The sequence below is a fragment of the Streptomyces sp. NBC_00503 genome (assembly GCF_036346895.1).
Classification (GTDB): Bacteria; Actinomycetota; Actinomycetes; order Streptomycetales; family Streptomycetaceae; genus Streptomyces.
The window spans coordinates 7,101,149-7,123,557 of the sequence record NZ_CP107855.1; the positions used below are offsets into that span (position 1 = coordinate 7,101,149).

Genomic DNA, 22,409 nt, shown 5'->3' on the forward strand with positions numbered 1-22,409 from the left:
GGGGCCGGTCGGAGCGGGGGCGCTCACATGCGTAGCAGCCGCAAGGTGATCTCCCGGTACTGGCGCAGGGCGAGCCGCAGGTCTTCCGTCTCGGCTTCGGATCCGAGGTTGCGGTGGGCGGAGTCGATGACGCGCCGCCGCTCGACGAGCGCGGCCGTCACGCGGGTGGTGGCGTCGGCGAAGGCGGTGTCGGCTTCGTCGACCGCTTCGCGCGGGCTCCGGACGAAGGTGCCGAGGGCGTGCTGGAGGCGGAGGGTCAGCCGGTCCCGGTCGCTCTGCGCGAGCAGCGACACGAAGGCCGGGATGTCCGTGCGGGTCTCGGGCGGCCCCTCGGGGGGCAGGGGCCGTCGAACCGGGCCCCCGCGTGGATCGTGCCGCCCGGGGAGCGGACCGGGGGGCGGGAGTTGCTGTGCGCGTTCCTGGTCGTACGTCATCGCGGACCGCCTCCCCGGGCGTGGTGGCGCTGTGGACGGTGCCGGCCCGAGTCGGCCGGTTGCTCTGCGACCAGCGCGTCGAAGAGCTCCCCCGCCCCGGTCATGGCCCTGCGGTTCTCCTCCGTGCTGCCACGGCCGCGGGCGGCTCCGTGCAGGCCGCGATAGCCGTCGACGTGCTGCGCGTGGTGGACGGAGAGCGCGGCGAGCCGCTCTTCGAACGGCCCGTCGGCCGGGAAGCCCCGGTCCGCGGTCAATCGCGCCAGCAGCGCGTCGGCCTCGGCGACCGCCTCCTGAGGGGAGTCGACGAACCGCTTCTGGATTCCGGCCCATTGGGCCGCGTACTGCTCCCGGGAGGCCGGCGACAGCGGCCGTTCCCTGACGGAGCCGTGCTGTTTCAGGCGTTCGCCGAGTTCTCGGTCCGCGGCCTCGGTGTCGCCTTCGTGGCGGGTCACGAGGCGTTCGTACTCGGGGCCGAAGCGCCGTTTCAGACCGTGTCCGATCCGGTGGTGGCCGAGCGTGGCCAGGAGGACGGCCGTCACGGCTATGAGGGCCGCGGCGACGAGGGCCGCGATGATGATCACGGACCTGGACATGGAGTTCCCCCGCTGTTGCCGGCTCGTACGTCGTTGTGCTGCATATCCGTCGACTCTCCTCGCTCGATGGCGCGTTGGTGCCGGCAGGCGGAGAACGATCCGGAAGGGCGCGGCCGGGACCTGCACGGCGGACACAGGGGTGGTACCTGCGTTCCGCGGGGTCCGGGCGAAGCGGGTGGTGGAAGGCCTGGCTCCGGAGCTGTCCGGGGCGCTACGGCCCAACGCCGTCCCAGTCAGTCAACGCCGAGGGGTGGCGGCTGTCAATGGGGCCCGACGGCTGTCGCCGGGCTCCCTGCGGGGCTACGCTGCTGGGTGAAGCCCCGGTCCCCGGCAGCGATGACCTGTTCCGCTGTGGAAGGGACCACTCGTGTCCGTCGTGCTTCTCGTGCTCCTGGTGGCCCTGTTCCTCTTCGGCTACCTCAACCACCTGCTGTGGGTGGCCGCCGGGATCCTGCTCTTCGCCCTGGTGCACCGCAGACGGCGGGGCGGATCGGGTCATCAGGGCGACCACCGCGGCCACGACGACCACCGGGGCTACGAAGATCATCACGGCTATGAGGACTACGGCGACTACCGCGACCGTCGGGACCAGGAGCACCGCTGGGACCGCCGCTACGCCCGGCAGCACCGTGGTCGCCGGAGCCGTGAGGAACGCCGCGACCGGGACCGCTACCGAGGTCGGGACCGCGACCGGGGGGCGTGAGGAAGCACGCTGACGGTCAGGTGATCAGCCCGGCGAGAGGTTCGGTTCCGTCGACGAAGGCGCCGGCCAGGTCGGACAGTCGCCGGTTGTGCGCGCGGGCGTAGCCGCGCAGTGCGCTGAAGGCCTCCTCCATGCCGATGCCCTGCCGTTCGGCGAGCTTGCCCTTGGCCTGCTCGATCAGCACACGGCTGTTCAACGCGGTCTGCAACTGCTCGTTGAGCACCGTGCTTTGCTGGGAGGAGCGCTGTTGCAGGAGGCTGATGGTGGCGACGTCGGCCAGGGCCTGGGCGACGGGCGTGGCGGCCGGATCGAAGGGGCCGGGGCGGGCACGGAACAGGTTCAGCGCTCCGACGACCTCGTCCCGCAGTCGCATCGGCAGGGCCTGGACCGCCGAGTACCCGCTGTGGCGGGCCTGCGCGGTGAAGCGCGGCCAGCGGGCGGTTTCCGTGCTCAGGTCCGGGATGGTGACGGGTGCGCCGGTGTGGAAGCACTCCAGGCACGGGCCTTCGTCGTTCTGGAGCTGGAACAGTTCGAGGAGGCGGACCTGCTCGTCGGAGGCGGCCATCACGCGGAGTTCGCCGTTGTGGTCGGCGAGGAGCACGCCGGCCGCGTTCACGTCGAGCATGCCGACACATCTGTCGGTCAGCATGCGGAGGAAGTCGATCAGGTCGAAGTCCGCGACCAGGTTGTCCGCAAGTTCGACGAATGCCTTGGCGAGGAGCTGTTCATTCATCGTGTACACCTTCTGTTGTCAGGCATCGTCGGCGGCGCTCTGTTCCTCGTCCGCGTCCCGGTCCGGCGACAGCCGCAGTCTGCGGGCCACCACATCGGCCGCCACTTCGGCGAGCCGCCGTCCGTGGGCATAGGCGTAGGCGCGCAGACGGACGAACGCCTCCTCGATGCCCACACCGAGCTGGACGGTGAGCATGCCGGTGGCCTGGTCGATCTCCGCCCGGTAGCCGCCGAGTTCCTCGCCGCCCACCCCGTCGATCCGGGCCCCGAGGAGTACGAGCGTGGCGGTGTCGGCGAACACCATGGCATCGGCCAGTGCCGCGGAGTCCAGCTCGCCCGGCACACCGGAGTAGAGGTCCAGTACACCGGGGCTGATCCCACCGATTCGCAGGGGGAACGCGAACACCGCCACCGCACCGGCGGTGACGGCTTCCAGGGCGAAGACGGGCCATCGGAGCCGTTCCCCGTCGGCCCGCAGATCGGGTGCCAGGACGGCCGACCCGAGGGCGAAGGCATCCACACCTGGGCCCTCGCCCAGCGTGAGCTGGAGTTCTTCGATCCGCTCGCTCACCGGGCCGGTGGCGTACAGGGGATGGCCGGGCGAGGCCTTGGACATGGCCGACACTCCTGCTCCGTCGATCGGGAGCGCGGCCACCGCAGCCGTGCACACGTCCATCACCGCGATCCGTTCGCCGCGCCGGGCCGCCTGCTCGGCCACCAGGACCCGGATCCTGGCCGACCGGCCACCCGTCACCGCTCCGGCCGCCGGGCACCCGGGGGGAGCCCCCGGCCGGACGAGGCTGCCGGTGCCTTCCCGAGGGGCAGCACCAGCGCCCGGTGCAGCGCCGTGCCGGGCGGCCTGTGGACCCTGCCGACCTCGCGCCACCCCCAGGACCGGAAGGCGGCCAGGCTCCTGGTGTCGGACTCGGCCACCAGGGTGGCGCCGAGGGACGCGCGATGGTCGTCCAGCAGCCGCTCCTGCAGCCGTCGGCCGAGGATGAGGGCCTGTTCGTGCGGGGCGACCACGACTTCGGTGACGGCGAAGACGTGGCCGGAGGCGGTGAGTTGTTCGATGTCCCGGGGAAGGGGACCGAGGAACCCCCTCCACCAGGAGCCGTCGCGCCGCAGGGGGAAGCCGAAGACGCATCCGAGCAAGGCGGACCGCTCCGCGACCAGCATGGCGAATCCGGGCTGGCGGACATCGCCCGTGAAGCGTTGGAGGAAGGCTTGCCGGCTGCTGTGGGCCGTGCCCGCGGCCGGGTGGGAGGACTCCACGTACAGGTCCGCCACGTCTTCTCTCAGGCCCTCGGCCTGCCACCGGTTCAGCCGCCGCAGGCGGATCGCGATCATGTTGTCGGGACCGTACGGAGCCCCGCGGCGGATCCTCTGGGAACGCCCCAGCGGCGAGGTGTCCGTCACAGCACACCGCCCAGGCCGGCGGGAAGGGCGGTGAGGAGGGGAGCGGGAGGGTCGCCGAGCAGGAAGCCGGAACGGGTGATGTCGATGATCCGGACCAGTGCGGGCGGCGGGTGGTGCAGCCTCAGGGTTCCTCCGGCCGCCGTGATGCGCCACCAGGAGGAGAGGAGGACGCCCAGGCCGCTGCAGTCGCAGAAGGTGACGGCGGACAGGTCGATGTCGATGGTGCGGACGCCGTCGTCCAGGCATCGCGCCAGTGAGGCGCGCAGCGAGTGGACGGTGGAGATGTCGAGCTCACCGGCCGGAGCGATCAGCACCCGGCCGTTCTCGTCGTACCTGTGGGCGTTCGGATCGGGGACACGCATGATGGGGTGCCTCGGTTCGGGACCAGCCGGGTACGTGCCGGTCGGAGCCGGACTCTCCGGCTCCTCCTGTCGCTTCCCGGTGCGGGTGTGCGCGCGGCGGGCAAGGCCGGTCCGGCAACCTGCGTTCCAGGATGGGGACGGACCACGCCCTCGGATGCGCCGGGGCCGGCGGATCGTGACCGGGCCGCGACGCGGAAATCTGGCAGGCAACGCGCCGTCAGGGTCTGGAACGGGAACGCTCTGTCCCGCAGCATAGCCCGGCGCCGGTATCGGCGGAGGAGCGCAAGCAGGCCTCTTCTGGCTGGTTGCCGACCGGCGCGTGGGCGCACCGACGCGCGCCCCACCTCGGGCCGTAGGCGCAGACCCGAATCCGGGACCGTGCGGCCGTGCGGGCGACAGTTGTAGCGGGTGGCGCAACCACCCGCTACCGGCGTCGGCTCAGCAGGCAGGGATGGCCGAGCCGTCGCCCCCGCAGGAGAGGAGCTGACCGTCCATGTGGGAACGCACCCGGAGCGAGCAGCGGACCGAGATCACGTTCGTCCTGCCCGCCGGTCATCCGGCAGGTGGGCGATGGCTGCTGCTGTCAGACGGATGCGGATGGCGACGCCGGGTTGGAGGTGGGGGTGTCCTCATCTGATGGCGGGCCGGATCCTGGCCGAGCGGGAGTGAACATCCCCGGCCCCGGCCCCGGTGACGCTTGTGCCTGCCGGATCGTTTCAGGGCCGCGGAGTGGTGACGGGTGGGTCACGGCCCGCCACGGCATCCACCGCGGCTGATCGGCCCCGGACTCATCCGCCGACGGCCCCGCGGCCGGGATGCTCAGCCCGAAGGAAAGGGGGGCTTTGGGACACCTTGTTCGATGGGGCCCGGATTTGCCGCGGACGCGAGTGGGCCGCCGGTTACGCCGGGCCGGGATCGCTTGGCCCTGTCGCCTTCGGGTAGACGCTGTGTGGATCGGCGGGCTTCCGCCGGCCGCAGCTCATTCGCACGTGGCAGTGCGGAGCAGGGAGTGCTCCATGATCCTCATCCTCGGTCTCATCCTTTTGATCGCTGCGCTGATCTTCGCCGTGGCAGGCGTCATGGCGAATCTCGGCAGTGCCCACGAGCTCACCAATGACTTCTCGGTCTTCGGCTACCACGTCACCAGCTCGACCGGCGCGCTGTTCCTCTACGGCATCGCTGTCGGAGCGGCCGCCGTCCTGGGCCTTGCTCTCGTCCTGGCGGCGGCCCGCCGGGCCTCCCGCCGCAACCGCCTGGCCCGCCACGATGCTTCCCTCACCTCGAAGCGGGAGAGCGCGGTCGTGGACCGCGAACGCGAGGACCTGATCGAGCAGCGTGACGCCGCCCGCGCGCAAACCGCCCAAGCCCTCGGCGAGGACCGCCCCACCCCGACGCCCGCCCCGGCCACGGGTCGCAGGCGCACCAAATGGTTCGGCGGGCACAGCGAGCCCCGCTAGTCCTAGGCACTGTTTTTCGGATCTCCCGACGTGAGTGGGGTGTTGGGGTCAGGCTTGCCGTATGGGCCGTGGGGATCTGACGAACGAGGAGTGGGGTCGGCTGGAGTCGTTCCTGCCTCCTGGTGGTGCTCGTGGGGGCCGGTGGAGTGATCACCGCCGGGTGATCAACGGGGTGCTCTACCGGGTCCGGACGGGTGTCCAGTGGCGGGATCTTCCGGAGCGGTTCGGGCCGTGGGAGACCGTTTACAAACGCCATCGCCGCTGGTCAGTGGACGGGACGTGGGCGATGCTGCTCTCTCGGATCCAGGCCGCCGAGGATGCCGCGGGCCGGATCGACTGGGAGGTGTCGGTGGACTCGACAGCAGCGCGGGCCCACCAGCACGCTGCCGACGCGAGGAAGACACCGGCGGCATCCGGTCCTCAAAAGGGGGACGTTCGGGGGACGAACCAGGTCGATCCGGTGTTGCGGAAACTGGAGGTCCGGCTCGAAGAAGTGGTCAGATCGGCGAGTGCCTGGGACGCTCCCGCGGCGGATTCACCACCAAGATCCACCTCGTCGCGGACGGCCGATGCCGGCCTCTCGCCCTCCTCCTGACACCCGGACACTACGGCGACGGGCCCCAGTTCGAGCGGGTGCTGGAGCAGGTCTCCGTGCCCCGCATCGGCGTCGGAAGGCCCCGCACCCGCCCCGACCATGTCCTGGCCGACAAGGCCTACACATCCCGAAGGAACCGCTGCTACCTGCGACGACGCGGAATCCGGCACACCATCCCCGAACGCCTCGACCAGCAAAGACACCGCAAGAACCGAGGTTCCCGAGGCGGCCGTCCCACCGGCTTCGACAGCGAGCGATACAAGAAACGCAACACCCTCGCAGCCCTCATCATCTGGCTCCGCACATGATCCAAGAAACAGTCCCTAGGAACAGGGCTCCCCGACGTCTGGACGTAGTAAGCCAGGAACGGCCTGGTGGGGTCCATGGGGTGGCGGAGGAGGTAGCCGTCGACAGTGCCGTGCTTGTCGGCGTACCACTCGATCGTCTCCCGGACGCGGGCCGGGAGGGGGACGTCGCGGTAGTCGGTGGGCTTGCGGTGCTTGAGGCGGCCGTAGGTCTTCGTGGTCTGGTTGACCTGCTCGGTGATGCGCTAGACGCCCAGGACGGGGTTCTCGGTGTAGATGCCGAGGCGGTAGGCGTCGAGGAGGACCGACTTCATCTTGTCGAAGGCGTTGGACTGGGTGGCGAGGCCGGCGCCGTTGCGTTCCATGGTCCGGATGAAGCCGGCCACGACCTTGTGGTCGAAGGTGCTCATCCGGCGGCTGCCGAGGGTCGGGAGGATGTGGTGCTCGAGGAGGGACTCCAGGGTGCGGAGCGAGGACTCGGCGAGGTCGCGCCGGCCGGCCTTCCACTCCGCGGTGTACTCGCGGAACTGCATCGCACCGTACTTCTGGATGCGCTCAGCCTTGCCCTGGTTCCTGGGAGCGGCCTTCTTCTCCTGGTAGACCGTCGTGAGGCGGGCGAAGGGCCTCGGGCGCCCTGCGCGGGCTCGGTGCAACCTGTTGTACTGAACCGGATCGGGTCGGGGTCATGCGTTCAGTTGCGCGCGGATGAGCGTGTCGAGTCGCTGCCATGCCGGGGAAGAGGCGTTGACCGTGCCCTGGATGAGGGCGGGGATCTCGGAGGGCGCGTCCTGCCCGGGCAGTTCGTGGGGTCCGTAGCGGTTACGGGTCGCTTCGGCGATCCGGTGGGCGAGGTCGTCGATGCGGGGATCCTCGGCGTCGAGGTCGTACGCGCGGTCGTAGTCGAGGAAGAGCTGCCGTGTCGCCGGGTCGGCCAGGGTCTCGGCCTGGTCGTGGAACAGGGTGGTCGCGAGCTCCGGGTGGGTGGCGAACACGAGGATCCACAGGTCGCGTTGCAGGTCCACCCATCGAGGAGAGAACCCCCAGCCGGCCAGGTGCTCCAGATGAGCGCAGACCTCGGCGGGCAGCGGTGACAGTTGCCCGGCGGCGAGTCGGCGCAGGCGTCCCCGTGTTGTCTGCAGGTCGCGGATGCGGGCGGTGAGCTCGTCGTCGATCGTGCGCAGCGACTGCTGGAACTCCTCGTCGGTCGCGGACCGCAGGTCGCGGATACGGGCCAGGGGGACTCCGGCTTCGGCGAGCGTCCGGATCTTGATCAGGTCGACGGCGTCGCTCGCGCCGTACCGGCGGTAGCCGGACGCGTCGCGGTCGGGCTCGGGGAGCAGTCCCTTGTCGTGGTAGACGCGGATGGTCTTGATCGATACTCCGGCGTACCTGGCCAGCTGCCCGATGGTGATCATCACCCGGCGATCCTCCCACTTGACCCTGCCCCAGGGGCAGGGTTGCAGCATGGGGTCATGGCGAACATGAGTATGGAGCGGGAGACGCTGCGGGCGCTGGCCGACGAGGGCAACGAGACCGCTCTGGACCGGCTGGCCGACCTCGCTGACACGGCCGGAGACCTTGAGGAGCTGAGCGAGCTCTTGGACGAGGGATCCATGCACGCCGGCCTTCTGCTCACTCGACGCGCGGCCTCGACCGGCGACCTGCTTGAGTTGCAACGGATCTCCGACGCCGGGTACAGCGAGGCCGGGAAGGAGCTGGACCGACTGCTGAAGGCACCGGCCGACGGGCGGCGGGCCTGAGGAGCGAAGCGGCCGCGCAGCAGCAGATCGGCACCGGCCCGGACCGGCACGGCAGAGGGCGCAGGCGGTCACGGCGGAGCACCATGGAGATGAGGGTGCGGGCGTGACGACGGGGCAGGAGCCCGACCATGGCGCGTGGGCGATTGCGGATCTATCTCGGGGCCGCCCCCGGGGTGGGAAAGACGCACGCGATGCTCCAGGAAGGGCAGCGCCTGGCCCAGGCGGGCTCCGACGTGGTCGTCGGCTTCGTCGAGCCGCACGGGCGGCGGCCCACCGCTGCTCTCGCAGCGGGGCTGGAGATGCTTTCCCGGCGCACCATGGAGTACCGGGGGGCCTACTCCCATGGCCGGCTCGCCGCCCACGATGCCGAGTCCGGGCTGCGCGCCGAGGCCGAGCACACCAGGGCCTCACTCCTCCTCACCGCGAGCCGCGACCTGAGGGGCCCGCTGAGTACGGCCGACGAAGCGCTGAGCAGCATGGGCGCCGGTACGGATCCGGAGGAGACCCGGCTCCTCGCCGCAGCCCGGTCGTCGGTGGGCCGCGCCGTCCAGCTCCTTTCGAATCTCGACGAGCTGAGCCGCTTGCACGCCGGGGCGCTCGACCTGTACCTGCGGCCGGTCGCCCTCGACGAGGTGCTGACCGCAGTGCTCGATGCACTGGGACCCGGCGGTCACACGATCCAGTGCAGGCTGCCGGAGCAGCTGCCCGATGTGATCGCCGACGCGGCCGTGCTCACGCGCGTACTGACCGCTTCGGCGGCCGAGGCACAGCGATACAGCCCGCTGGACCGGGCCCCGCAGCTGACGGCCGAGGTCCGTGCCGGGCAGGTGGAGATCCACATGGAAGACGGTGCCGACGAGACGGTCCTGGGCGCGGAACGCGGGACGCATCCGAGTCGCAGGCCGGACAGTCTGACCTTGCGGATGTGCCGTGACCTCATGGAGAGCATGGGAGGCGCCCTTGAAGCTGCGTCTGCCGGCCCCGGCTTCGCCGTGACGCTCACGCTTCCGGCGGCGGCCCCCCCGGCGGCCGGTCAATGCAGGCCGGAGGCCTTGAAGACGGTCAGGGCCGTCTCGCGGTCGATGCGCTCCGCCAACTCGCCCAGGGCGGTCACCCCGTACCGCAGGGTGCCGCGCTGGATCGATGTGCGGGTGTCGGTGTCGAGGCGGTGCCACATCGCGGGGTTGCGGATCAGGACGGTCGGATCGATCTCGGCCCGGTTTCCTGCCGTGTCGTGGAGGACCAGTCGCTGGGCCACCCCGTCGGACCACTTCACCGAGACCAGGGAGTCGGTGCGGATCGTGTGTTCCGCCAGCAGTCCTCGGGCGCTCAGGAGACCGGGGCCTACGGAGACCCTCGCGGGCAGCAGGATCACGAAGACGAGGACGGCCAGACCGGTCCACAGGGCCCCGCGGGTCGCGTCGAGCCGCCCGACGCCCGCGTCCAGGACGAGCAGGGCCGACCACAGGAGCGACGCGATACCGATGGCCGAGCGCCGCTCGCCGGCCCAGTGGATGTCGCGTGCGAGAGGTCCTGGAGGCTCCGAGGCGGTGGTGTCTGCACCGGTCGCGGACTGTGTGAAACGTCGTTCCATGGAGGTGACGTTAGGGCCGGTCAGAGCCCGGGTGCCGGACCCTGACGCACTGCTGATGTGATCGCTACGGCCTTTTGACGGTGGCCGATTCGCGGTGGCCCCTGTCGGGTCAGCGGCCTGATGAGCCGGGGGCGGCTGAGGGGGAATTCCAGGGTGCGGGGGCAGGTGGTGGTGCGAAGGGGCCGGCGCGGTTGGCCATGAGGATCAGCATCGTTCCGACGGCGAGTACGGTGATGACGATGAGGACGAGCCCGACGGGATTGCGGGCGTTGTAGTAATAGCGGTTCGTTCCCCACTGGCTCCGCTTGAAGACCGGTTCGTCGTCGTGGTGCACAGGCTGCCTCCCGGTCGAAGGTTGTTGAGGATCCGTCGGACGTCGACTCCGGTCGAGGGTAGATCACTGGGCCGGGCGAGGCCGGCGGCCCGTCGGGCGGGGCTGGACGCCCGTCATGAGGATGTCCAGGCCGCGGCGTGTGGTCACCAGCACGACGCGGTCGTCGTGGCGCAGCACCCGTCCGTGGGGCGGGCGCCAGTTGAAGGCGGGCCGGTCCGTGCGGAAACCACCGAGGGTGTCGGTCGAGGATGCCGACTGCCGGCCGGTGGTCGTGGGGCCGACGGCGAGTACCCGCCACTCGTGCTCCTTGAAGGCCGCGTGTATCGAGCGGCCTTCGAGGTCGGGATGGCCCGCCACGTCCACGACGGTGAAGAGGAGGGAGCCGCGTTCCACGGGCATGACGCCCAGTACGTGGCGGCCCATCATCGCGGCGGCGAAGGAGGGCGCGGCCAGCGCCGAGACGCTGCGGCTGCGGGTGAGCGCCTCCGGGTAGCCGGCGCGCAGGGTGCGGGAGACGGTGGCGGCGAAGTCGTCGTCGTACAGGCGCATCACGGCACGCACCTGGGGGTTGCTCTCGCGGGCGGCCATCACGATGTCGAGGTTTTCGCCGTCGTCGTGGGTGAGGACCAGCAGCGATCTGCTGGTGCCTATGCGGGCGAGGTCGAGCACCCCGGGAGCGGCGGCGTCCTCGAGCAGTAGGTGCACGCCGAGCTCGCGTGCCAGCGCGACCCCACGCGCCTGCGGGTCCCGCTCGATGACCACGACCGTGTGGTCGGTCGTGCACAGCTGTGCCAGGGCGCGCGTGCCGATCTTGCCGAGGCCGACCAGGACGATGTGGTCGCGCAGGGCCGCGTCCGGTACGTGGTTGGCCGATGCGGCGCGGAAGGCCAGCGTGGCGTTCATCGCGGCGGCTACGACGAGGGGGAGCACGGCCAGGCCGACGAAACCGGCGATGAGCTGGAGGACCTGGCGGGCCGTGGACTCCTCGGTCGCCGGGTCGCCCATGGTGAAGATGTCCAGGAGGGGCAGGTACACCGACTTCCACAGGGGGCCGTCCTCCACGAGGGCCGTCACCGTGGCCAGGAGGACCACGGCCACGCCGAGGACCCCGAACACGGCGGTCACTTCGCGGGAGACGAAGATCCTCCAGGGCAGGTGCCCGAACCGGTCCCGCAGCCAGCCGCGGTAGTCCCGCCGTCGGGAGGGGGACTCCGGCGCGTGGTGCTGGGTGACCTCTTCGAGCATGAGGCGGCCGTGCGTGAACTGGCGGTGGTAGGCCGTCGCGGTATCGGGGAGCAGCTGGGTGCCGTTCGTGCCCGGGGTTTCCGCACTGTCCCCGCCCTGCGGGTCGTCCATGTGCGTGCCGGAGAGAACGGCGAGCGTGGCCAGGTCCGTCGCGTGGGGCGGGGTCCCGGCGGGGCGTACGACACCGCGGAACACCTTGCCCTCGACCTGGAGGGTGGGTCCGTGTCCGACCGCCGCCGCGGCGACCAGTTCGGGGACGGCCGTGTCGGCGTCGGAGAGGATCGTCGTGGACGCGTCGATGAGGCCGTCGTCGTACGAGGAATGAGCGGCTGCCGCCCGGTCGAGGAGGAGTTCGAGGTGGCGGCCGCGCTCCCGGTTGAACATGCGGATGACGAGGCGCACGTGCGGGTTGATGCTGCGGGCGAGCAGGGCCGCGGTCGTGTTCACCTGGTCGTCGCCGTAGGTCAGCGCGAGCGCGGCGGCACGCTCCACGCCGGCCTGCCGAAGGGCCTGCTCATCGGGGCGGGCGGAGACGAGCAGCTCTACGGGGGAGCGCGGATCGCGGTGCAGGGCGGCGACCCCGCCGCCGTGCCCCTCGCGCCGCGAAGGCAGTACGACCGTGACGGCCTCACCGCAGACGGCGTCGAGCTCCTGTGCCAGGCGGTGCGCGAGTCCGTCGTCGCCGCAGATGATCATGTGCTGGGAGCGCTGCCCGGGTTCGGCTCGCAGGTGGAGGGTCGACGTCATGCGGTCAGGGCCGTCCCGCTGTCACCTGGGCGGCGACGGGCAGGGACAGGACCATGGTCAGGCCCCCTCCGGGTGTGTCCTCGGGGGTGAGCGTGCCGTCCATGGCCTCGGTGAGTCCCCTGGCCAGGGCGAGTCCGAGGCCGAGTCCGGCCGTGTTGTCGCGGTCGCCGAGGCGCTGGAAGGGCTCGAAGGCCCGCTCGCGGTCGTCGGCGGCGATGCCAGGGCCGTGGTCGGCGATCCGGACTTCGACCCGCCCTGCCAGGGCGCTGGCCGTCACCAGGACCGGACGGTCAGCGGGCGCGTGGCGGACGGCGTTGCCGACGAGGTTGGCCAGTACCCGTTCGAGGAGGGGCGGATCGGCCAGCAGGGCCGGTACCGCTTCCAGGGTTTGTACGTCGATGGCGGGCCGGTGTCCGGGGCTGAGTTCCAGCGAGTCGAGCGCGACGGGAAGGACCTCCTCGAGTGTGGTGGCCCGCAGGTCGAGGGTGAGGGCGCCGGCTTGCAGACGGCTGAGATCGAGCAGGTTCTCCACCAGGCGGTTCAGCCGGTGCAGGGACACCTCGGCGGATTCCAGCAGTTCGGCCCGGTCCTCGGCGGAGAACTCCACCTCCTGGTTGCGCAGGGAGCCGACTGCGGCCAGCGCCCCGGCCAAGGGGGTCCGCAGGTCGTGGCTGACGGCCCGGAGCAGGGCGGTGCGCAGGCGGTCGGCCGCCTTGATGGGTTCGACTTCGGCCGCCACCTCGGCTGCGGCCTCGGCCAGACGGGCCCGCTCGACGGCGGCACCGACGTGCGCGGCGAAGGCGGCCAGGACGCGGCGCTCCGAGGACGGCAGGGTACGGCCGCGCAGGACGAGGAAGGCCTCGTGGCCGGCGGCCACCACAAGGGCGGGATCCGCCGCGCCGGGGGTGCGGCGTCCGCCGTCCGTTCCCGCACCCGGGTCGGGGGCTTCGGCGGTCAGCTCGACGGTGTCCATGGCGAAGGTCTCCCGCGTGCGTTCCAGCAGGGCCGGGATCGTCTGGTCGCCGCGGACGATGCTGCCGGCGAGGGAGGACATCGTCTCCGCCTCGGCCGTCGCCCGCGCCGAGCGGCGGGAGAGTCGCAGGGACCGGTCCGCCGCGGCGGCCACCGTAGCGGCGACGACGGCGAACACCGCCAGCGCCAGCACACTGTCCGGGTCGCTCATCGTGAACTCCCCGATCGGCGGCATGAACCAGTAGTTCAGCAGCAGTGCGGCGGTGAGCGCCGCGATCAGGGCCGAGACCACCCCGCCGATGCAGGCCACGCCGACGACGGCCACCAGGAACAGCAGCGCCTCGCTGGTGAGGTTCAGAGTGCCGCGCACGCGGTCGAGGGCGAGCGTGAGCAGTAACGGGAGCAGCAGGGCGGCCGCCGGTCCGGCGATGAGCCGCGACGTGGGGAGCGTACGGCGGCGGGAGGGCAGCAGCCGGCCGTGGCCCGCTCGCTCGTGCGTGACCATGTGGACGTCGATGTCCTCGGACAGCGCCACCACGGTCTCGCCGATGCCCCGGCCGGTGAGGAAACGTTCCAGCCGACGGCGGCGGCTCGTACCGAGGACCAGTTGGGTGGCGTTCTCCGCCATCGCGAAGTCCACCAGTGCGGTGGGTACTTCGTCACCGACTACGGAGTGGTAGCTGCCACCGAGGTCCTCCACGAGGGCCCGCTGTCCGGCCAGAGCCGCGTGGGAGACGCCCGCGGCGAGCCCGTCGCTGCGCGCTACGTGCACGGCGAGTAGTTCACCCCCGGCGGAGCGGCCCGCAATGCGGGCCGCGCGGCGGATGAGGGTCTCGCCCTCGGGTCCACCGGTGAGGGCCACCACGACCCGCTCCCGGGTCTCCCAGACATCCCCGATGCCGTGCTCGGTGCGGTACTTGTGGAGGGCCTCGTCCACCCGGTCGGCCAGCCAGAGGAGCGCCAACTCCCGTAGCGCGATGAGGTTGCCGGGGCGGAAGTAGTTGGCGAGGGAGGCGTCGATCCGTTCCGGGGGATAGATGTTGCCGTGCGCCATCCGGCGGCGGAGCCCCTCGGGAGGTATGTCGACCAGCTCGATCTCGTGGGCGCGGCGTACGAACTCGTCGGGCACGGTCTCGCGTTGCGGAACACCGGTGATCTTCTCGACGACGTCGCTGAGCGACTCCAGGTGCTGGATGTTGAGGGTGGTCACGACGTCGATCCCGGCGGCGAGGATCTCCTCGACGTCCTGCCAACGCTTCGGGTGCCGGCCCGCCCCCGGGACGTTGGTGTGGGCGAGCTCGTCGATCAGCACCATCTGGGGCCGTCTGGACAGGAGTGCTTCCCTGTCCAGTTCGGCATACCGGCCGCCGCGGTACTCGTGTCCGGCGCGGGGGAGGCTCTCCAGGCCGTCGAGCTTCGCCTCGGTGTGCCGGCGCCGGTGGCATTCGACGAAGCCGGCCACCACGTCCGAACCCCGGGCTGCCCGGCGGTGGGCCTCGTCGAGCATCCGGTAGGTCTTGCCGACGCCGGGGGCGGCCCCGAGGAAGACCTTGAGTCTTCCGGGGCGCGCGATGGCCCGTCGGTCCTGCGTCTGCGGCTCCGTCCCCGGTTCCGCCTCCGGGCCGGACGCCTGCGTGGTCGCCATCGTCAGAACTTCTCCGGGAAGAACACGGCCAGGACCAGATAGCCCCCCAGACAGACCGCGACGACGATTCCTACGATGGTTTCCGTACTCACGCGTACCCGACTCCTCTGTGCGCCCTCAACCTGACCAGCGAACACCAGCGATACCGTGAACAGAACCTCCCTGACGCGCTCCTGACGGTCCTCGGCCGGGACTTTGACGGTGTATTGACGGCCGATGCGCCGATAGGGTGAAGGCGGTGTGCCGGGAAGTCTGGTCGGCGTCGCGGGCCGCGTGGCCTGCGTCGAATCGGTGGGGGCTTCACATGCGCAGCGTCGGTACGGTCCTGTTCCTCGTGGTGCTGGCCACGGTCGTGGCGACCGGGGCCCGGCGTTGGCGAATTCCCGCGCCGTCGTTGCTCGTTGTCGCGGGCCTCGTGGTCGCGCTGATCCCGGGCACTCCGGAGATCCGGGTCAGTCCCGAACTGATCGGTCTCGTCGTTCTCCCGCCCCTGCTCTACGCGAGCGCCGAGGAACTGTCCTGGCGCGAACTGCGCCTGGTGTGGAAGCCGGTGAGCGTCCTCGCGGTCGGTCTGGTGCTGGCCTCGGCGGCTGCGGTCGGGGCGGTGGCATCGCTGCTCACCCCGCTGACCTGGCCGATGGCGCTGGTCCTGGGGGCCATCCTCGCGAGTACGGACCCGGTCGCCGTCACCGCACTCGGCCGCCGGCTCGCCCTGCCGCCCCGCGTCCAGGTCCTCGTACAGGCCGAGAGCCTCTTCAACGACGCCACCTCGCTCCTGCTCTTCCGGGTCGCGGTCGTCGTCGCAGCGGCCTCGGCGGGGTTCTCCTGGCGGGCGGCGGGCACCGAGTTCGCCCTGCTCGCCGGCGGCGGCATCCTGATCGGCGGAGCGGTCGCGGGGGTCGTGGCACTGATCCGGCGCAGGACCGAGGACCCCGTACTGGAGACCGTCATCGCCCTGGTGACGCCGTACGCCGCCTACGTGCTGGCCGAGGCGGTGCACGCGTCCGGCGTGACCTCCGTCGTGGTGGCGGGCGTGGTGCTCGGCGGCCGGGCCGACCGGTTCACCAACGCCCCCATACGGATCCAGCTGCACGCGGTGAACGGCACCGTGGTCTTCCTGCTGGAGAGCGTGGTCTTCAGCCTGATCGGCCTCACCCTGCCGGGGCAGGTCGCCGCGCTCGGCGCTGCCGACCGGCTCTGGCCCCTGTACGCGCTGGTGGTCGCCGTGACACTGATCGCCGTGCGCCTGCTGTGGGTGCTGCCGCTGTCGGCCGTCGTCCAGAGGAGCGCGGGCGCGCGGCCCTCCTGGCGGGTTCCGGCCGTGCTGACCTGGGCCGGTACGCGGGGCGTCGTCCCCCTGGCCGCGGCCCTCTCCATCCCCGTCGCGGCGGACGACGGCAGCCTGCTCGGTCAGCGCCCGCTGGTGCTCGTACTGACCACCTCGGTGGTGGTGGTCACGCTGGTCGCCCAGGGCTTCACCCTGGCCGACGTGGTCCGCCGCTCCGGGATCGCCCTCGAGCCCGACCACACCGAGCGCGAGGAGGCCTCCGCCCGGTGCAGTCTGGCCGCGGCCGGCATCCGGCGGCTGGATGAGATGTCCGACCTCGAAGCCGTACCGGACGTGGTGGCCGACCGGCTCCGGCGCAGTCTGCAGGCACGCCTGGAGCATGCCCGCGACCGCCTGGAGGAAGCCGACCCGGCCGGATCGGCGGACCACGTCTACCGGCTGCTGCGCCGCGACCTGATCCGGGTGGAGTCCGTAGAACTCCAACGCCTCTACGACGACCACCGCATCAGCGACACCACCCGCCGACGGCTCCAGCGCTCCCTGGACCTGGAGGAGGCACGCCTCGACCTGGCGACCTGAGATACGCAGGCGGGTGCGCCGCTCAAGCGGGTACCGGGGCGGCCCGGACCGCAAGCGCCCTGGCGCGTCCCGTGACGTGGTGGACGTACTCGCGGGTCAGCCGGAACCCGGCCGACCAGGCAAGGAGCCGGCTGGGCCGGTTGTCGCGCGAGCAGCACCAGCTCGCGGTGTGTCCACGGGCCTGGATGTCGTCCGTCAGGCCTGCGACACAGGCGAGCGCGAGGTGCTCGCGGCGCCGGTCGGGCACGGTGACCACCGCGATGTCCTCGTAGGCGCTGCCGAGGAAGTAGGTGCAGGCGACCGAGAGGACCCGGTCCTTCGCGAACGCGGCCCAACCGTGGCCGGAGGCGGCGAGGCCGGCGGGCCCGCCCCAACTGGCGTGGATCCAGGCGTTCTCGGAGTGCAGCTGGGCAAGCGCCGGAGCGTCCCCGGGCACCAGGCGCCGTACCGTGACGCCACGCAGCGGCCGGGGGAGCAGCGCCCGTGCATGGTGGACGTAGACCATGCGTTCCCAGGGGTCGACACGCTCGAAGGCGGCGCCGAGGGAGGGCCAGAACCGTGCGGGTGCCTCCACGTACTGGTTGGCGAACCGGCTCAGGGAGCCCGGGGCGAGCGCGCTCGGGTCGCCGCGCAGCAGCACGTGGGCCGCGCAGGAGACGGCGAGGACGCGGGGCCGGTCGGGGCGGTCGGCCCACCAGACGCCGGAACCCGTGGTCAGCACGTGCTCGGCGAGGGCCCCGGGACCGGGTGAGCCCGTGGGGAACCAGCGGCTCAGGGCGGGCAGCTGCTGCGGGGCGATTTCGATCATGAACTGTCTCCAGTGGTACGCGGGAACGTGGGCGCGGCGCGGCATCCGACTGCCGACCGGGCGGACGGAACCGGGGCGTGCGAAGAGCGCGGCCCCGTGCCCGCCAGGGATGGGGGCGGGCACGGGGCGCGAGCGGCAGCCCGACTTACGGGCGGAGGGGCGGGCGGCCGCGAACGGGGCGGTGCGTCAACGCACCGGCGGGTGAGCAGCGCGCGAGGCCGGGCGCACCGTATGCGGTGGCCGGTCGTCGTGGCGCAGACCGCTGTTCACGTCCTTCATCCAACTGCCTTGTGAGGACGGACTCAAGGAGGTCGCCCCGACCTTGACACCGCTCTGACACGGCCCTGATACGGGCGGACCGGGAGGGTTCCGGCCTCCCGGGCCATGTGTGCTCCGGGGTGGCATCAGCGGTGCGTCAAGGAGGGGCTGATCGTCATCAGGGGGGCGTCAAGGTCACGTCCGTCGGCGTATGGAGGTCGTCAACGCCTGCCGAGGCGGACCGAATCCGCTGTTCTCTGGTGATCGGATGTCCATGGGGGACGTAACGACAGGAAGGTGGCACGCCGATGACCCGGGTGCTGGTGGTGGACGACGAGCCGCGGCTCGCACGGTTGCTGGTCATCAATCTGAAGGCGCGCACGTACGAGGTGGACTGCGCGCACGACGGGCGCGCGGCTCTGGACGCCGTGGCGGCGCGACGCCCGGACGCCGTCCTGCTCGACCTCGGGCTGCCCGACATGGACGGGATCGAGGTGCTTACGCGGCTTCGCGTATGGTCGCAGGTGCCCGTCCTGGTGGTCTCCGCCCGCCACGGTTCCGAGGAGAAGATCCAAGCCCTGGACGCGGGCGCCGACGACTACATCACCAAGCCCTTCAGCATGGACGAGCTGATGGCCAGGCTGGGAGCCGTCGTCCGCCGCACACCGGCACGGGGCACGGACGCCGTGGACGAATCGGTCGTGGAGACTGAGGAGTTCACCGTCGATCTGCTCGCGAAGAAGGCCAGACGCGGAGGGGCGAACATCAGGCTCACACCGACGGAATGGCACCTCCTGGAGGTCCTGATCCGCAACCGGGGCAAGCTCGTCAGCCAGCGCCGGCTGCTCCAGGAGGTGTGGGGATCCTCGTACGGAACCCAGACCAACTACCTCCGGGTGTATATGGCGCACCTCAGGCGGAAGCTTGAGGCGGACCCATCGCACCCGCGCCATCTGATCACCGCCCCCGGCATGGGGTACCGCTTCGACGCGTGAGCGGGGTGAAGGCGGCGGGGGCGCTGACAAGGACCCGTAAGTACCACGTCAAGGCCCCGTCAATTTGGATTCCCTCCGCGTATGGGGTCCATCAACGCGCCTGGTGAGTAGAACAGTTGAGCCAGATGCTGGCGTGCACGCAGGGCCGTACGAACGGCCCGGGTGTGGGCTGGAGAGTGCGTGACGATCACCGCCGGTACCGAACAGGCCGAGGTAGCCGGGGCTCCGGGAACCCTCACGGAGAGCCCCGCACCCGACGCTGGCGACCCCGGGCCTCTGCGACCGCTCACCGGAGAGGAACGCGGCGGAGGATCGTCGGGACTGCGGCCTCCTGCCGCGATCGTCCGGGCGGCCCGGCTGATCGCCGACCGCTACCGGGCCACCCTGCTCGGCCGGCTGCGCCTCGCCCGCGGGGCCTGTGTGCTCCTTGCCGCCGGATTGCTGATACTGCTCGTGGTCGCGGCGGCGGGGGCGAGTACCAGTTGGGACGAGACGGCCCAGCGAGACGCACCCCGCACTATTTCCGCGACCCAACTCAACCTCGCACTCAATGACATGGACGCCCAAGCGGCGAACATGTTGCTCTCCAGCGGAGATTCGGGCACCGGTCAGGGACGCTTCGAGGAGTCGAACGCGAAGGCCAACGGCTTCTACCGGGACGCCCAGGAGACCATCAGCCGCTCCTTGCGCACACTCGCGGCCTCCTCGGAGGGCGACCCGGCCACCGAGGCTGTCGTCGTGACGCTCACCGACGACTTCGCGCACTACCAGGAGCTACTCGGGCGGGCACTGGAGAACGACAGCCGTGCCGGCGGCAAGGACGCCGCGCGCGAGGACTACCGGACCGCGACCGATCTCCTCGCCGACCGGTTGCTGCCGCAGGCCCGCAAGCTCGTCGACGCGAACAACGCGGTGTACGAGCGGCGGTATGCCGCGGCGCGCAGCGACCTCGCCGTGCAGCGGATCGCCGAAGCAGTCCTCGGGATGCTACTGATCGCCGCGCTCGTACTGCTCCAGGTCCGCCTGGCCCGCCGCTTCCACCGGGTCTTCAACCCGGGCCTGATCGCCGCCACCCTCTGTGCCGTGGTCGCGGTGGTGTCCGGAGCGCAGTTGCTCGCGATCACCAACGACCGTATGAAGGTGGCCCGTCGGGACTCCTTCGACTCCGTCATCGCACTGTCGCGGTCCAAGGCGATCGGCTACGACGCCAACGCGGACGAAAGCCGCTACCTCCTGGACCCGGACCGCCGAGCTGCGTACGAGCTGTCCTTCCTCGACAAGTCGCAGCAGTTGTACGGGATCGCGGGCGCCGGACTCGACACGTACGACCGGAAGCTCGACGAGCTCTGGGCGGGGTACCGGAAGGACCATGAGGACAAGCGGTTCACCGGTGAGTACCGGCGCGAGCTGGACAACATTACCTTCGCGGGGGAGCGGGAGGCCGCGGAGAAGACTGTCGAGGCGTACGCCGTCTACCAGCGCGACGACCGGACCATCCGGCGGCTGGTGGCCGAAGGGAAGCAGCAAGAGGCCACGGTCTTCTGCATCGGCTGGGCGTCGGACACCTCAAACGCCCACTTCGGCGGATGGATGAAGGCTCTGGACGAGGTCACCGCCGTCAACCAGCGGCACTTCGACCTAGCCGTCCAGGAAGGCCGCGGGGCGCTGAACACGCGGGGCCCGCTGGCCGGCGCGTCGCTGCTGCTCGCGGCCGGGTTGACGGTGTTGGGGCTGCGGCGCCGGCTGGCCGAGTTCCGGTGAGCGTTACAGCCGCGGGGGCGATCGCTGTGCTCGATGATTCCGCTCATACAAGGTCCGCCAGCCGGCCGGGGTGTTCCTCGGTCACGAGGTGGCCGGCGTCCGGGATGACGCGCAGGTCGGTGCCGAGCAGGGTCCGGACGGCCGGGGCGAGCCGTCGCGGGGGCAGGAAGATGTCGTGCGCTCCCGTGGCGACCAGCCGGGGAACGGCATACGCCGGGAGGTCCGCCACGCCCGGAGCTCCACTCGAGCGGGAGTGACGTGCGACCAGTGTCATCCACTCCACCAGCTCCTCGCGCGGCTGGTGGCCGGGCGCGAGCATGGCCCGCAGGAGCCGGGTGCTGCGCGCCTGAGTCGGTCGGACGAACCAGGCGGCGGAGACGACGAGCAGCCCGGGAGTGAGGCGCAGCCTGCCCAGTCCGCCGGGGGAGACGAGCACGAGACGGTCGATGCGCGGCGACGGGCTGGACAGCGCGATCGCGGCGCCGAAGGAGTGCCCGACCACCACCACGGGACCCGTCGCGGCGGCCGCGTCGAGGACCTCGCTCAGCCAGGTGCCGTACCACGAGAGGCGGCCGCCGGAGATTCCGCGCTCCCCGGAGCTGAGACCGGGCTGTCCGGGGACGTCCGGCAGGACGAGCCGATGGCCGGCCGCGACCAGGGCGGTGGCCAGGGGAAGAGATGCGGCGGCGTTGAAGTTCGTACCCGGCACGAAGATCACCGTGGTCGGGCCGGAACCGGCGCTCACCAGGTGGGTCTGTGCTCCACCGGCCGTCAAGGTCGCCCGCTCGTGCGGCACCGGCCATGCGTCGAGCCGGTCGGTGCACCAGCGGCGGATGTGCTCGCGGCCCGCCGTGCTGCGGTAGATGGAGTCCACCCGGTGAGTATCGCCTCTCACCCCACCGCCACTCTTCCGGTTGCCGCAGCTTTGCCGACGGCGTAGTGGGCGTACTCCCGCTCCGGACGGAAACCGGCGGTCCAGGCGAGCAGGCGTCCGGGGCGGTTGCTCGCGGAGCAGGTCCAGCTGGGCGTGTGGCCGCGGGCCGCTATGTCCGAGCCCAGGGCGTTGACGCAGTCGAGCGCCAGGTACTGCAGGCGCGGGTCCGGCACGGTGACGCAGGCCACGTCCTCATAGGCGGTGCCGAGGAAGTAGGTGCAGGCCAGGGCCACGATGCGGTCATTGTGGAAGGCGGCCCAGGCATAGCCCGAGCGGGCGAGGGCTTCCGGTCCGCCCCAGGTGCGGTGGATCCAGCTCATTGCGATCGGCAGGGTGGTGAGGGTGCGTGTGTCCCGGGCGTTCAGCCTGCGTACGGTCACGCCCCTGGGCGCCAGGGTGGCCGGCACGGGGGAGCGCTTGATGTACACCACGCGCTGCCACGGTACGACCCGGTCGAAGGCGGCCCCGATCAGGGGAAGGAAGCGCCCGGCAGCCTCGATGGAGCGGTCGGCGAAGACCGAGAGGTCATGCGGCGCCAAAGCCTGCGGGTCTCCGCGCAGGAGTACGTGGTCCCCGCATTCGGCGGCGATGACGCGCGGCTGGATGACGCGGTCCACCCACCAGCGGCCGGCCTCGGTGGTCAGGACGTGCTCGGTGAGGGCGGCTGAGCCCGGAGCCCCCGTGGGGAACCAGCGGAGGAGGTCCGGGAGTCGGTGGGACGGCAGGTTGATCATGAGGTTCCTTGTCGGGACATGGCGGCGGGGCGGCCTTGGTCAGAGGCCGCCCCGCGGAACGGGCTGGTGGCTGGTGCCGCGTCAGGCAACGTTCGCCCCGTCGCAACGCCCGGCACGCACTCTCGCCGCACCGGCCGAAAGCCAAGTACGTCCAG

At 71.2% G+C, this 22,409-nt stretch carries 23 protein-coding genes and 2 pseudogenes; 8 read left to right on the forward strand and 17 right to left on the reverse strand.

Annotation, left to right across the window (positions count from 1 at the left end):
* Positions 1-23 precede the first annotated feature (23 nt).
* The gene (locus OG490_RS32350) at positions 24-434 is read right to left on the reverse strand and encodes a hypothetical protein (RefSeq protein ID WP_330299812.1); all 411 of its coding nucleotides are present in this window, start codon (positions 432-434) and stop codon (positions 24-26) included.
* The gene (locus OG490_RS32355) at positions 431-1,027 is read right to left on the reverse strand and encodes a hypothetical protein (protein WP_330299813.1); all 597 of its coding nucleotides are present in this window, start codon (positions 1,025-1,027) and stop codon (positions 431-433) included. The genes OG490_RS32350 and OG490_RS32355 overlap by 4 nt, the downstream gene beginning before the upstream one ends.
* A gap of 367 nt (positions 1,028-1,394) precedes the next feature.
* Here OG490_RS32355 and OG490_RS32360 point away from each other — a divergent pair, with 367 nt between their 5' ends.
* The gene (locus tag OG490_RS32360) at positions 1,395-1,730 is read left to right on the forward strand and encodes a hypothetical protein (RefSeq protein WP_330299814.1); all 336 of its coding nucleotides are present in this window, start codon (positions 1,395-1,397) and stop codon (positions 1,728-1,730) included.
* Between the two features lie 16 nt (positions 1,731-1,746).
* Here the strand turns inward: OG490_RS32360 and OG490_RS32365 are convergent, their stop codons facing one another.
* From OG490_RS32365 to OG490_RS32380, 4 genes are all read right to left on the reverse strand, one after another.
* Positions 1,747-2,463 (reverse strand): GAF and ANTAR domain-containing protein, encoded by a 717-nt coding sequence (locus OG490_RS32365; RefSeq protein WP_330299815.1) that lies wholly within the window; start codon positions 2,461-2,463, stop codon positions 1,747-1,749.
* Positions 2,464-2,481: 18 nt separating this feature from the next.
* Positions 2,482-3,180 carry a GAF and ANTAR domain-containing protein gene (locus OG490_RS32370; protein ID WP_330299816.1) on the reverse strand — a complete coding sequence of 233 codons (699 nt, stop codon included), beginning with the start codon at positions 3,178-3,180 and terminating at the stop codon, positions 2,482-2,484.
* Between the two features lie 32 nt (positions 3,181-3,212).
* The gene (locus OG490_RS32375) at positions 3,213-3,812 is read right to left on the reverse strand and encodes a hypothetical protein (protein ID WP_330299817.1); all 600 of its coding nucleotides are present in this window, start codon (positions 3,810-3,812) and stop codon (positions 3,213-3,215) included.
* A 65-nt stretch (positions 3,813-3,877) separates the two neighbouring features.
* A complete protein-coding gene (locus OG490_RS32380) occupies positions 3,878-4,243 on the reverse strand; it encodes an STAS domain-containing protein (protein ID WP_330299818.1) in 366 nt (121 codons plus the stop codon).
* Positions 4,244-5,259: 1,016 nt separating this feature from the next.
* Here OG490_RS32380 and OG490_RS32385 point away from each other — a divergent pair.
* Both OG490_RS32385 and OG490_RS32390 read left to right on the forward strand, forming a co-directional pair.
* The gene (locus OG490_RS32385) at positions 5,260-5,700 is read left to right on the forward strand and encodes a hypothetical protein (RefSeq protein ID WP_330299819.1); all 441 of its coding nucleotides are present in this window, start codon (positions 5,260-5,262) and stop codon (positions 5,698-5,700) included.
* A 61-nt stretch (positions 5,701-5,761) separates the two neighbouring features.
* Positions 5,762-6,585 (forward strand): annotated as a pseudogene (locus tag OG490_RS32390) (IS5 family transposase); the annotation flags it as partial.
* Positions 6,586-6,845: 260 nt separating this feature from the next.
* Here OG490_RS32390 and OG490_RS32395 read toward each other — a convergent pair.
* Both OG490_RS32395 and OG490_RS32400 read right to left on the reverse strand, forming a co-directional pair.
* Positions 6,846-7,253, reverse strand: a complete 408-nt coding sequence (locus tag OG490_RS32395; RefSeq protein WP_330299820.1) for a hypothetical protein — start codon at positions 7,251-7,253, stop codon at positions 6,846-6,848.
* Between the two features lie 30 nt (positions 7,254-7,283).
* Positions 7,284-8,015: a MerR family transcriptional regulator gene (locus tag OG490_RS32400; protein ID WP_330301152.1), complete on the reverse strand. Its 732-nt coding sequence runs from the start codon at positions 8,013-8,015 to the stop codon at positions 7,284-7,286.
* Positions 8,016-8,072: 57 nt separating this feature from the next.
* On the opposite strand from OG490_RS32400, the gene OG490_RS32405 reads away from it, so the two are divergent.
* Positions 8,073-8,360 (forward strand): hypothetical protein, encoded by a 288-nt coding sequence (locus OG490_RS32405; RefSeq protein WP_330299821.1) that lies wholly within the window; start codon positions 8,073-8,075, stop codon positions 8,358-8,360.
* Between the two features lie 128 nt (positions 8,361-8,488).
* Positions 8,489-8,692, forward strand: a pseudogene (locus OG490_RS39255) (pressure sensor protein); the annotation flags it as partial.
* A 75-nt stretch (positions 8,693-8,767) separates the two neighbouring features.
* Here the strand turns inward: OG490_RS39255 and OG490_RS32415 are convergent.
* From OG490_RS32415 to kdpF, 6 genes are all read right to left on the reverse strand, one after another.
* Positions 8,768-9,250: a hypothetical protein gene (locus OG490_RS32415; protein ID WP_330299822.1), complete on the reverse strand. Its 483-nt coding sequence runs from the start codon at positions 9,248-9,250 to the stop codon at positions 8,768-8,770.
* 143 nt (positions 9,251-9,393) lie between these two features.
* On the reverse strand, positions 9,394-9,954 hold the full coding sequence (locus OG490_RS32420; protein ID WP_330299823.1) for a hypothetical protein: 561 nt from the start codon (positions 9,952-9,954) through the stop codon (positions 9,394-9,396).
* A 109-nt stretch (positions 9,955-10,063) separates the two neighbouring features.
* Entirely contained in the window at positions 10,064-10,288 is a 225-nt protein-coding gene (locus OG490_RS32425; RefSeq protein ID WP_330299824.1) for a hypothetical protein, read from the reverse strand.
* A gap of 63 nt (positions 10,289-10,351) precedes the next feature.
* Positions 10,352-12,280 carry an NAD-binding protein gene (locus OG490_RS32430; RefSeq protein WP_330299825.1) on the reverse strand — a complete coding sequence of 643 codons (1,929 nt, stop codon included), beginning with the start codon at positions 12,278-12,280 and terminating at the stop codon, positions 10,352-10,354.
* A gap of 4 nt (positions 12,281-12,284) precedes the next feature.
* On the reverse strand, positions 12,285-14,897 hold the full coding sequence (locus tag OG490_RS32435; protein ID WP_330299826.1) for a sensor histidine kinase: 2,613 nt from the start codon (positions 14,895-14,897) through the stop codon (positions 12,285-12,287).
* A gap of 2 nt (positions 14,898-14,899) precedes the next feature.
* Positions 14,900-14,989, reverse strand: coding sequence for a K(+)-transporting ATPase subunit F (gene kdpF, locus OG490_RS32440; protein WP_330299827.1), 90 nt, complete (start codon positions 14,987-14,989; stop codon positions 14,900-14,902).
* 212 nt (positions 14,990-15,201) lie between these two features.
* On the opposite strand from kdpF, the gene OG490_RS32445 reads away from it, so the two are divergent.
* The gene (locus OG490_RS32445; RefSeq protein ID WP_330299828.1) at positions 15,202-16,764 is read left to right on the forward strand and encodes a Na+/H+ antiporter; all 1,563 of its coding nucleotides are present in this window, start codon (positions 15,202-15,204) and stop codon (positions 16,762-16,764) included.
* 22 nt (positions 16,765-16,786) lie between these two features.
* On the opposite strand, the gene OG490_RS32450 is transcribed toward OG490_RS32445, so the two are convergent.
* Entirely contained in the window at positions 16,787-17,572 is a 786-nt protein-coding gene (locus OG490_RS32450) for a GNAT family N-acetyltransferase (RefSeq protein ID WP_330299829.1), read from the reverse strand.
* A 566-nt stretch (positions 17,573-18,138) separates the two neighbouring features.
* On the opposite strand from OG490_RS32450, the gene OG490_RS32455 reads away from it, so the two are divergent.
* Entirely contained in the window at positions 18,139-18,825 is a 687-nt protein-coding gene (locus OG490_RS32455; RefSeq protein WP_330299830.1) for a response regulator transcription factor, read from the forward strand.
* A gap of 180 nt (positions 18,826-19,005) precedes the next feature.
* Positions 19,006-20,586 carry a hypothetical protein gene (locus OG490_RS32460; protein ID WP_330299831.1) on the forward strand — a complete coding sequence of 527 codons (1,581 nt, stop codon included), beginning with the start codon at positions 19,006-19,008 and terminating at the stop codon, positions 20,584-20,586.
* Positions 20,587-20,629: 43 nt separating this feature from the next.
* On the opposite strand, the gene OG490_RS32465 is transcribed toward OG490_RS32460, so the two are convergent.
* Both OG490_RS32465 and OG490_RS32470 read right to left on the reverse strand, forming a co-directional pair.
* Positions 20,630-21,460, reverse strand: coding sequence for an alpha/beta fold hydrolase (locus OG490_RS32465; RefSeq protein WP_330299832.1), 831 nt, complete (start codon positions 21,458-21,460; stop codon positions 20,630-20,632).
* 17 nt (positions 21,461-21,477) lie between these two features.
* Complete coding sequence (locus OG490_RS32470) at positions 21,478-22,254, reverse strand: GNAT family N-acetyltransferase (RefSeq protein ID WP_330299833.1); 777 nt, start codon at positions 22,252-22,254, stop codon at positions 21,478-21,480.
* Between the last annotated feature and the right edge of the window lie 155 nt (positions 22,255-22,409).